This is a genomic window from Ruminiclostridium cellobioparum DSM 1351 = ATCC 15832 (assembly GCF_000621505.1).
Lineage (GTDB): Bacteria > Bacillota > Clostridia > Acetivibrionales > DSM-1351 > Ruminiclostridium > Ruminiclostridium cellobioparum.
In genome coordinates, this window is sequence record NZ_JHYD01000032.1 from 91,113 (window position 1) to 101,152 (window position 10,040).

Consider the following 10,040-nt stretch of genomic DNA (forward strand, 5'->3'; position numbering starts at 1 on the left):
ATCGCTGCATCTGTTGCATTATTTGCTAGCCTTATAAAAATCGTTACCATTCTTTATAACCTGATCTCCGCCTGCTTTCAACCATTTATCTACCATTTCGCCCCATGCTTTATCAAAATCATTGCTATTTCCAACTACTGCCTTGAGATACCCTTCCGCGAATATTGATAACAGTTTATTGGCATCACCGAGTACTGAATCGTCAACTACATTTGTCAAAGGACTTGCAATAGCATATTTGGCATTATTTGCCTGCCAGTCTGCAAACTGTCCCGTTGCCATATCGTCAGGCAACCATGACCTGACGTCCTTAAAAGCCTCATCATAGTTGAAATTGTGTTCTTTTATGGGAATATACGCATATTCATGATAATTCATAGCGCCCCAAGTCAAAGGATAAAGGTAACCATTCTTTTTTGTATCCCAATCCTTATCGCACTCTGCCTTATTTATATAATATACTCTTCCGCCGTTCTCTTCTTTGAATTCTGTAAAGTGCACACCTTTTATACCAAACTCAGTGAGCTCTCTGCCTTCTTGTGACAGAGTATAATCCATAAGTTCTATTGCCTTTTCAGGATTTTTGCTTGTACTTGGAATAACATTACCCCACCAGTATCCGCCTGTATGTCCTCCATTTGCCGGGACTCCGTTAACTCCATTTATTGGTGCAAAGGCTGCAACTTTTGCATTAGGATTAATTTTTTTGAGTTTATCAACAAATACATTTGGGATAGATGTCAATGCTATACCATATTTACCTTGAGCAAATGCATCTGATTCCGGTCCCTGTGCAGAATCAAATTTCAAACTTAACCAATCTTTATTTATAAGTCCTTCATTTACAATTTTATTAACAAATCTGGTTGCTTCCTTCGCTCCATCAGATACTTCCCATCTGGTTACAGTTCCATCAGCCTTTTCAACCCACTTTCCCGAACCGGCATTAACAGCAAATGCCCTGTTTATAAATTGGAATACATCTGCTGGATCAACCTTCCCATTTTCCATTGCAAACCAACCATAGGTGTCATTTTTACCGTTCTTGTCCGGATCGTTTTCCTTAAAGGCTTTGATTACCTGATACAACTCATCAATATTTGTTGGGACCTTCATCCCGAGATTATCCAGCCAATCCTGACGGATTATGTATGCCCATTGTTGCGGACATAAGCCTATCGGTTTATAATATGCTTTTCCGTTAACTTTCAGCAGCTTATATACATCCGCATTAATAACTGAGCTCACGTAAGGATATTTACCATCTTTCAAGTAATCATCGTATGCCAAAACCAGACCATTCTTTACCCACTCATTCAGCGTTTTACCTGCATCACAGTTCAATATATCTATCTGCTCTCCTGATGCCATCATTATATTCTGTTTATTTGGAAACTGATCCCAGGGAAAAGTAACGATATCCAGCTTAGTATTTGTTTTCTTCTGTAATTCAATCAAAATTCTGTCCTTGGCAGGATCCTGTTCATTTGCGGCTCTGACCCATCGGATAGTAACAGGCTCAGTAGCCGCCTTTTCTACCTCTTTCGAACCAGTACTTGCAGAACTACTGCTTACTGCAGCTGTTTCATCAGCTGCTTTATTGCTCCCGCAACCGCTTAATACAGCAGTTAGGATTACAACTGATAAAAATATTGCCAATGACTTTGAAATGTTCTTGTACATCATTTTATCCTCCTTTTATATTAATCAACCGTTTTACGGTGGATTTTTCTATGTGAGTATCTGTATTAACCTTTAACGGCACCCATCATGATACCTTTACTGAAAGAGTTTTGAACAAATGGATATATAATTAAAACTGGTATGATTCCGATAATTATACAGGCCATTTTGAACTGTTCGGGATTGGAAGCCACTGTTGCTACACCTACCTGTGCCATAACAAGATTTTGTATAATCATCTGTCTCAGAACAACTTGTAGAGGATACATATTATTTGAACTAATAAACAGTGTTGCCATGAAATAGTCATTCCAGTATGCTACTCCATAGAAAAGGCTTACAGCGGCAAATACCGGCTTTGAAACAGGTATTATTATTTTAAAAAGAATCTGGACATCATTATAGCCATCAATTTTGGCGGCTTCCTCCAGACTTTCAGGGAGACTTGCAAAGTAGTTTTTCATGATTATCAGGTTATAGGTTGAAATCGCCAGAGGTATTGTTAAGGCAAAAATTGTATCGTCCAGATGCAGATTTTTGACAAGTACATAGAATGGTACTAAACCTCCGCTGAAAAACATTGTAAAAACCAGTATCTTAAACAAAAAATTACGGCCGGGAAGTCCCTTTTTACTTAAAACATATGCTCCCATTGAAGTAAGCAGCATACTTAAAGCCGTGCCTAATCCGGTTACCTTTATTGAGACAAATAATGAATTTATAATACCGCCCAGACTGGAGAATGCTCTCTTATACTCGTCTAAGCTAAAACTTTTAGGCACCAAATGGTATGTATCCCTCAAATATACATCTGGTGAAGACGTTGAAATGACAAATATGTGCCACATAGGTAATAGAATGGCTAACGAAAAAAGAATCAATACCAGATAGATTAATATATCAGCTATTCCGAATTTAAATCTTGATTTCATAAGTGTCCTCCTTATAATCCTTAATAGATACTTTCTTCGCCTAATTTTTTAACAACAGAGTTCGATACAACCAGCAATGTCATACAAATTAATGACTTAAACATACTTGCGGCAGCTGCAAAACTGAACTTATTATCTCCCAAGGCTGTCCTGAAAATATAAGTATCTATAATATCACCCTTGTCATATACCATTGGATTATAAAAATTGTAAACCTGATCAAACCCCCATGTTAAAACCTGTCCCAGCATCAGAATAAACATAATGACAATGATATTCCTTATTCCGGGTAATGTGACATACCATATCTGCTGCCACCGGCTTGCTCCGTCTATATCTGTTGCCTCATAAAGCTCAGCGTCTATACTCGCCATAGCTGCAACGTAGATTATTGAAGAAAATCCTGCCTCTTTCCAGACATCAGACCATATAAGAACTCCACGGAACATATTTGGATTTGAGATGATATCCGGTGTATTTATACCCATACTTGTACATATAGCATTAATAATGCCGCTCTCGGGACTTAATAAGGTCATGAATATGGATGCTACTATTACCCATGATAGAAAATGAGGTAAGTATACTATGGTTTGAATTGTCTTTCTAACCTTTATATGCCGTATTTCATTTAATAACAAAGCTACTACAATAGAAATAGGAAATTCAATTATTATTCTGTAAACAGCAATTATTGCGGTGTTCCAAAATGCCCTCCAAAAATCTTCATCCTGCCATAATTCCTTAAAATGTGTTAACCCGACAAATGTACTTCCAAATACGCCCTTACTCATGCTATAATCCTGGAATGAAATGACTATTCCATACATCGGGACATAACAAAAAATAATATACCAGATTAATACTGGAATTAGCATTAGATATAAATATTTATGGTATAAAATCAATTTTAGTTTCTTCTCTAACGTGAAACGTCGACCAATTGATTTATAGCATTCGGTACCGGTCTGCTGCGAGCTCATCTTGTTCTCCCCTTATGTTTATATTGTATCTTGCGATTGCATGTGTATATTATAGCTAAGTATACATAAGAAAAACACGAATGAAATTTAGCATTTATTCAGATTTCTTAACAGGATTAATATCCGAATTATTCAAAAAAGGGCAAAACAAAACCCCCAAACCTTTTATTAGGGTCGAGGGCAATTATTTTCTATTTTTGCCTCAAAAAACATATTGTAAATTTAACTGATTAGAATGATTTATTTATCAATCGGTCAAAACAGGAATGGTCGCAGTTACTTCTGTACCCTCACCTTCTTGACTTTCAATATCCAGGCCATATTCATTTCCAAAATGGAGCTTTATTCTTTCGTTTACATTAATTAACCCTATGCTTTTACTTTGGCTCTTTCCATTTAGCTGGTCTTTTATATCATTGAGTTTATTGGTATTAATACCCAATCCATTATCCTTGATTTTGAACACAATCATATTATCATATTTAATCGCGTCAACTCTAATTTCACCTTTACCAGCTTTTAATTCCAGACCGTGGTATATGGCATTTTCAACTAACGGCTGCAGGATAAGCTTAAGTATTTTAAATTTCATCAGATCATCGCTTATATTATATATAACATCAAACTTATTAGAAAATCTCATTTGCTGGATATCAATATAAGTCTTTACATGATCAATTTCATCTTTTACGCAAACAAGTTTTTCTCCTCTGGTAATACCTGTCTTAAAAAGTGCAATAAGTAATTTGATCATTTTTTCAGCTCTTGGATCACCATCATATACCATGTACTGTGCGGTTTTTAGCGTATTATACAAGAAGTGCGGGTTAATCTGCGCTTGAAGAAGATTTAACTCATACTCCCTGGCCTTTATCTCTGCGTCCTTAAGCCTAACCTCTGAAATATACTTTTCATCTATCATTCTATTTAATTGATCCAACATCTCATTAAAGCTATCCCCCAGAACTCCAATCTCATCTACAGTACTGCTTTTAAATCGGGCATTTAAATCCCCTGCCTTGATTTTTAATATAGTTTTCAGCAATTTTGTAAAATTTCTTGATAACATAACTGAAAAGCCATAAGAGAATATAAGGCTTAAGAAAATCAGTATTGCAAGTATTGTAATGCTGGTATACAGTATCTGTCTTCCTTCATCAAAATTTTCAAGTATATATATAAGCTTAAAACTGTTCAAAGCAAACTCTTTTACAATCATGATGTAGCTGTTTCCATCAGATTTAAAGGATACCCTTTCTTTACCTTTGTCCTGGGATAAGCCAATACCTAACTGTATAGTATCCTTTGTTCGGGGAATAATGTCATCCTTTCCAATTGTATTTTGCCCATTTTCATCAGTCAGGTATACCCACACATTACTGTATTGAGAGAAGTTATCCAGCATTTGCTTTATTTCGGAGGATTCAAAATCCATAAACATATAGCCCAAAAGTTTTCCCGCTTCCACATCCTGGCCATTTCCTCTAATACTCATTCCAATCCTTACAAAACTATTATTCAAACTTGTATCTGTATAGTACTTCCATAAAGATCTTCCATAATTGTTATTCAGATATTCAAAATCCTTTTTCTCAATAGTATTTAATGTAAGAGACTTGTTATATATTGACGAACACATAATATTAAAAGATTTGTCTAATATAGAAACATTTGATATTTTGTTTCCTGCAAAATTGTTAGACAATAGGAAATCATTCAGTATATACTGAAGGCTGCTCTTTGTTTCAGAATTGTTCATTTCATCCATGTATGTCTGTACCTTATTATTATAGACTGCAATTTCCGCTCCCTTTTTATAATAATTACTGAAGATAAAATCAATATGCTGATATAAAATTTTGGCTCCATATTCAAATACTGAACCTAATCTGTTCTCAATAATGTTATTGGAATTTATATAAGCCCCTGTTGTAAACCATACAACAGGAATAGTAACAATAACCGTGTATAATATTAAAATAGTCGATTTGAAACCCAATTTTCTCTTTTTTAAATTAATCGGTTTATTTTCAAAAACATGCACATTTAAGTTCCCTATTTCTCTTTCCATCTGGCTGATTGGCTTAACCAAAAGTTTGCTTAACCACAATAATAATATTAAGGATAGAAAAATATACAATAATCCATATTTTATAATAGATAAAAAATAAAGATTTAATAAATTTTGTATCTTGTCAAATTTATAAGAATTATAAATAGTCCAACCGTTAAAATTCAACTTATTCTTAAAGGTATACTGATTGTCCTCTAATATTTCCGAGTTGTCCTGATTTATAACCGTGGCATAATTTCCTGCTCCATCGGCAAGATTGATTGTTCCTCCGGCAAACTGCAGGTCTTCTGTAAGTTTCTTACTTAATACAGCTATAACTATTGCTTCAACCTGCATATTTTCGGAATTAATAACAGGGTTAATAACAGAAATTCTATCATAACTGTTTCTGGAGTACCTATTAAGATAAACTTGATTTGTATTGCCGCTTACTTTTACATAGCCCTGAACTTTTTTGATAAATTCAGGAGCTTTGTATTCGCTGAAATCTTTACCTACCACATTTCCAATGTTTATAAATATATCGTTATTATTGTTTACCAGCACTAACGCATCAATTTTATCATTTAACGGAATTAACCTTTTTAAATATGCTTCATAGTCATTCTGTGCCTTAAATAAATTATAATCGCTGGTATATTTGCTGCTTACAAGAATATCGAAAGCGTCGCTATTCATTGCCGAATTGAAAGTCATGGCAATTTCACCCATATACATATTTGTTCTTTCTACTGCAGCACTTGTTGTAATTTTATTAACATAATCAAATTGATTTTTAGTAAGCTTATGGCTTACAAAATAACCTGATGAAATTGTAAGAAGTACAGCCAGCATTGACAGTATAGTCCCATAAATTACAGTTTTGCCCCGAAGAGTATATTTAAAGCTTATTTTCATAATTGGACGCAACCTTCCTTAGAAATCAGCATTTGAATTTTTCTCTGTATTCAACAGGTGTCAGATTGGTAGTATTTTTAAACAGTTCACTAAAATACCTCGGGTTTTCATAACCTACCGCAAATGCAACTTCATAAACCTTATTATTAATATCCATCAACATTTTTTTCGCTTCATCAATCCTAATATCTGTAAGCACACTTTTAAAGGTCTTTCCCATATCCTGGCTGAACAGTCTGGAAAGATGGACAGGATGGACATTTACATGTTTTGCAACACTTTCCAGATTAATGGATTTGGCATAGTTTTCCTGAATAAATCTAACAGCCTCTTCTATAATTTTTTTATTAATCGGAGAGTTTTCTCTGTTCAGCAGAACAATTACTTCAGCAAGGAATGCCTTAATCTGCCCGAAAACAGATGCTATAGTTTCACAATAGCCAATTTCTCTTATCTGGTAACTAAACTTTGTAAAAACCTCATGGCTGCTGTTTCCTCTCATTCTCCCCACATCACTGGAAACTGTTAATATAATCTTAATACTCAAGGTAATAATTTGGTTAATATCTGTAAAACATTTTTTTACCAATTCTTCCTCCAGCTCGTCGAAATATTGTATAACACTGTTTGAGTTTTCATCTTGTATTAATCCTTGAGTTTTCCTTATAATATTATTCTCTTCACCGAAAGTCATTACAGGTTCATTTCTGTCTTTAAAATCGGTAATGAATAAGATTTTATTTCCACCCAGATATGTTCTATATTTAAACGCCTTAAGTATATTATTATAAACTTGTCCAATGCTAAGAAATTCATTTATAGATCCACTGCATACAAAAGTCACTGTTAGTTCTTTACCATGAATAACTTCCGAAATGGACATCTCAGTTGTAAGTTCTTTAAATAATGCTTCTACATTTTGTTTGAAAACCGCCTCAGGTTGATTCCATATTATACATATCATATCATCAAGTTCAATGATATAACCCTTTTTTTTCAATTCAACATTTTTAACCAAAAATGTCCTTATTGTTTTAATAATACTTTTTACCTTTCCGGCACTATATGTTTGAACTATACTATTGTATTCATCCAGCCTTATAACTGATATGAAAACTTTATCGGCAGGTATGTCTATATAAACCTGTTTTCCCCGCTCGAAAATAGTATTTATATCAAAATCTTTATTATTGATTATATCTTTCAAAAACGCTTCTCTATAACCCCACAGGCTTTCATCGTTTTTTCCTATCAGGTTTTCTTGTGATAACACTTTTGAAAGTTTAACAAAGTACTTTTCAATGCTTTCCTCATCATCAGATTTTAAAAGATATCCATATACACCGCAGTCAATCCCTTTTCTGGCATACTCGAATTCATTGAATGCACTGAGGAGAATAGTTTTTATCCTTGGAAATCTGCTTTTCACTTCCATTGCCAGTTCCAACCCATTTATATGCGGCATACGTATATCCGTCAAGATAACGTCAACTTCTACTTGTTCCAAAAGTTTTAGAGCTTCAAATCCATCTTCTACTACCCCAATTATCTCAAATCCTATTGAATTCCAATCAATAATTGATGGCAGTACTTTTCTGAATATTTCTTCATCCTCTGCTATAAGAAGTTTATACATACCAGGCCTCCCTTAATATACTCTTGTTTTCTTGAATACCATTATCTCTAATAGTTGTATAAATAACTGGTAATTTTATGGATCTGAGCAAATAAAATAAACAGTTTCCTTAGTCCTGTTTCTTAAAGATGTTAGAAGTCCATCCAAACTGAGTCTTATAAAAAATGAAATTTTAATTTTGTTATAATTATTATATCAAGTTATTACGACAAATTTAAGATAAAAGCAATAAACTTTCTGTTAGATCATGAATGGCTCCAACCAATGTATGATGTCATAAAGAAACATCCAACATAATTAAATTTCTCCTTATGGTGTGAGCAAAATAATGTCGGGATTAAGAGCTACTATTACTGGATGAGGGTAACCGTCAAATAAAAAGGTGCATAGAAAAAGCCGGAAAGTTGATATATAATAATCACTTTTCGGCTTTAGTTCAAAACGCTTGTACATCCGGACTCCATGGAAGAAGATCTTCAAGAAATTCAGATTCTTCATTAAAACGTAATCCAGGCATAAATTTTAAAATATATCTTAAATATTCGTAAGGATTTAATCCATTAGCTTTTGCAGTTTCAACTATACTGTATACGGCAGCGCTTGCGGTAGCTCCTTCAGGGCTTCCGGAAAACAACCAGTTACGTCTGCCAACTGTAAATGGCCTAATACTATTTTCGGCAAGGTTATTACTAATCGCTATGTTTCCGTCTTTTAAAAAGTTCATCAGACCTTCTTTTTGATTTAAAGCATATCCGAATGCTTTTGCAAGCTTTGATTTTGGAAGACAGGTGTCTTTACTTACGCTACCCATGACCAAAAGGCATCAAGAACGAGCTTTAAACGTTCCTGTCGCTGTTTTTTCTTCTCATCTTTCATTTAATACCTGAATCCTGGTTTCATCAGCATGTATATATTTTTCCTTTAAAAGTTTCCGGTGAAGTAGATTTACCACTGGCATCAACCATTCTTTTGAGGCTTCCAATATCCAGTTCGACATGGTCTGACGTTTCAGTTCCAGGCCGAGGTTTTTCCAATCAGCCTCTTGTCGGTATAATGGAACGGCATTTACATATTTCTGATACATTATGTGAGCTATGCTTGCCGGTGATGCATATGAATGAGGTATTCTCCAAATTTGGATCCAAAACCTAAAATGCCTTAAGAACCTTAAGTTACTTTAGCGTTCTAGTATATATGGAGATTATCTCATGAATAAGGAGTGGAAAACAATCCACCCTTTTATTTGACGGTTACCCTTGAAGCAATTTGTTTCTCGTGCTTACTATATTGTACCAAAAAATAAACAAGGCCTTAAGCTGTTACGCTTAAGACCTTGATATAAATCTGGCAGAGACTTACTTTCCCAGGCCGTTGCCAGCCAAGTATTATCAGCACTGAGATGCTTAACTGCCGTGTTCGGTATGGGAACGGGTGTATCCATCTCGTCATTTCCACCAGAAAATTTTACAGATTTTAACTTTTTAACTAATTCCTTTGAGATCTACTCATTGAGAATTAAATAATGTATCGAAGTAATAAGAAGATTTGAAACTAACTCATAGATTTTTTAAGACTATCTACTCTTGAATACCTGTTTCTTTGGGTCAAACCCTCGACCTATTAGTATCAATCAGCTTAATACATTACTGCACTTACACTCTTGACCTATCAACCATGTAGTCTACATGGGGTCTTACCCTTACGGTGGGATATCTCATCTTGAGGTGGGTTTCACGCTTAGATGCCTTCAGCGTTTATCCCTGCCGAACTTGGCTACCCAGCTGTGCCATTGGTATGACAACTGGTGCACTAGAGGTTCGTCCATCCCGGTCCTC

The 10,040-nt window shown here is 34.6% G+C and carries 5 protein-coding genes, 2 rRNA genes and 1 pseudogene; all 8 read right to left on the reverse strand.

The window, feature by feature from the left end; translation table 11 throughout:
* Positions 1-18: 18 nt before the first annotated feature.
* The gene (locus T344_RS0113155) at positions 19-1,686 is read right to left on the reverse strand and encodes a type 2 periplasmic-binding domain-containing protein (protein ID WP_027629101.1); all 1,668 of its coding nucleotides are present in this window, start codon (positions 1,684-1,686) and stop codon (positions 19-21) included.
* Between the two features lie 62 nt (positions 1,687-1,748).
* Positions 1,749-2,615 (reverse strand): carbohydrate ABC transporter permease, encoded by an 867-nt coding sequence (locus tag T344_RS0113160; protein ID WP_027629102.1) that lies wholly within the window; start codon positions 2,613-2,615, stop codon positions 1,749-1,751.
* A gap of 20 nt (positions 2,616-2,635) precedes the next feature.
* On the reverse strand, positions 2,636-3,409 hold the full coding sequence (locus tag T344_RS0113165) for an ABC transporter permease (protein ID WP_242842078.1): 774 nt from the start codon (positions 3,407-3,409) through the stop codon (positions 2,636-2,638).
* Between the two features lie 436 nt (positions 3,410-3,845).
* Positions 3,846-6,569, reverse strand: coding sequence for a sensor histidine kinase (locus T344_RS0113170; RefSeq protein WP_027629104.1), 2,724 nt, complete (start codon positions 6,567-6,569; stop codon positions 3,846-3,848).
* Between the two features lie 25 nt (positions 6,570-6,594).
* Complete coding sequence (locus tag T344_RS0113175; protein ID WP_027629105.1) at positions 6,595-8,205, reverse strand: response regulator transcription factor; 1,611 nt, start codon at positions 8,203-8,205, stop codon at positions 6,595-6,597.
* A 436-nt stretch (positions 8,206-8,641) separates the two neighbouring features.
* Positions 8,642-9,331 (reverse strand): annotated as a pseudogene (locus tag T344_RS31565) (IS66 family transposase); the annotation flags it as partial.
* Positions 9,332-9,547: 216 nt separating this feature from the next.
* Positions 9,548-9,664, reverse strand: a 5S ribosomal RNA gene (gene rrf / locus T344_RS0113190).
* Positions 9,665-9,805: 141 nt separating this feature from the next.
* Positions 9,806-10,040: ribosomal RNA gene (locus tag T344_RS0113195) — 23S ribosomal RNA — on the reverse strand; the annotation flags it as partial.

Excerpts from the sequence above, each read along its gene's own strand:
- T344_RS0113155 (WP_027629101.1), bottom strand. The coding sequence starts at position 1,686 with ATGATGTACAAGAACATTTCAAAGTCATTGGCAATATTTTTATCAGTT.
- T344_RS0113170 (WP_027629104.1), bottom strand. The coding sequence starts at position 6,569 with ATGAAAATAAGCTTTAAATATACTCTTCGGGGCAAAACTGTAATTTAT.
- T344_RS0113165 (WP_242842078.1), bottom strand. The coding sequence starts at position 3,409 with ATGAGTAAGGGCGTATTTGGAAGTACATTTGTCGGGTTAACACATTTT.
- T344_RS0113160 (WP_027629102.1), bottom strand. The coding sequence starts at position 2,615 with ATGAAATCAAGATTTAAATTCGGAATAGCTGATATATTAATCTATCTG.
- T344_RS0113175 (WP_027629105.1), bottom strand. The coding sequence starts at position 8,205 with ATGTATAAACTTCTTATAGCAGAGGATGAAGAAATATTCAGAAAAGTA.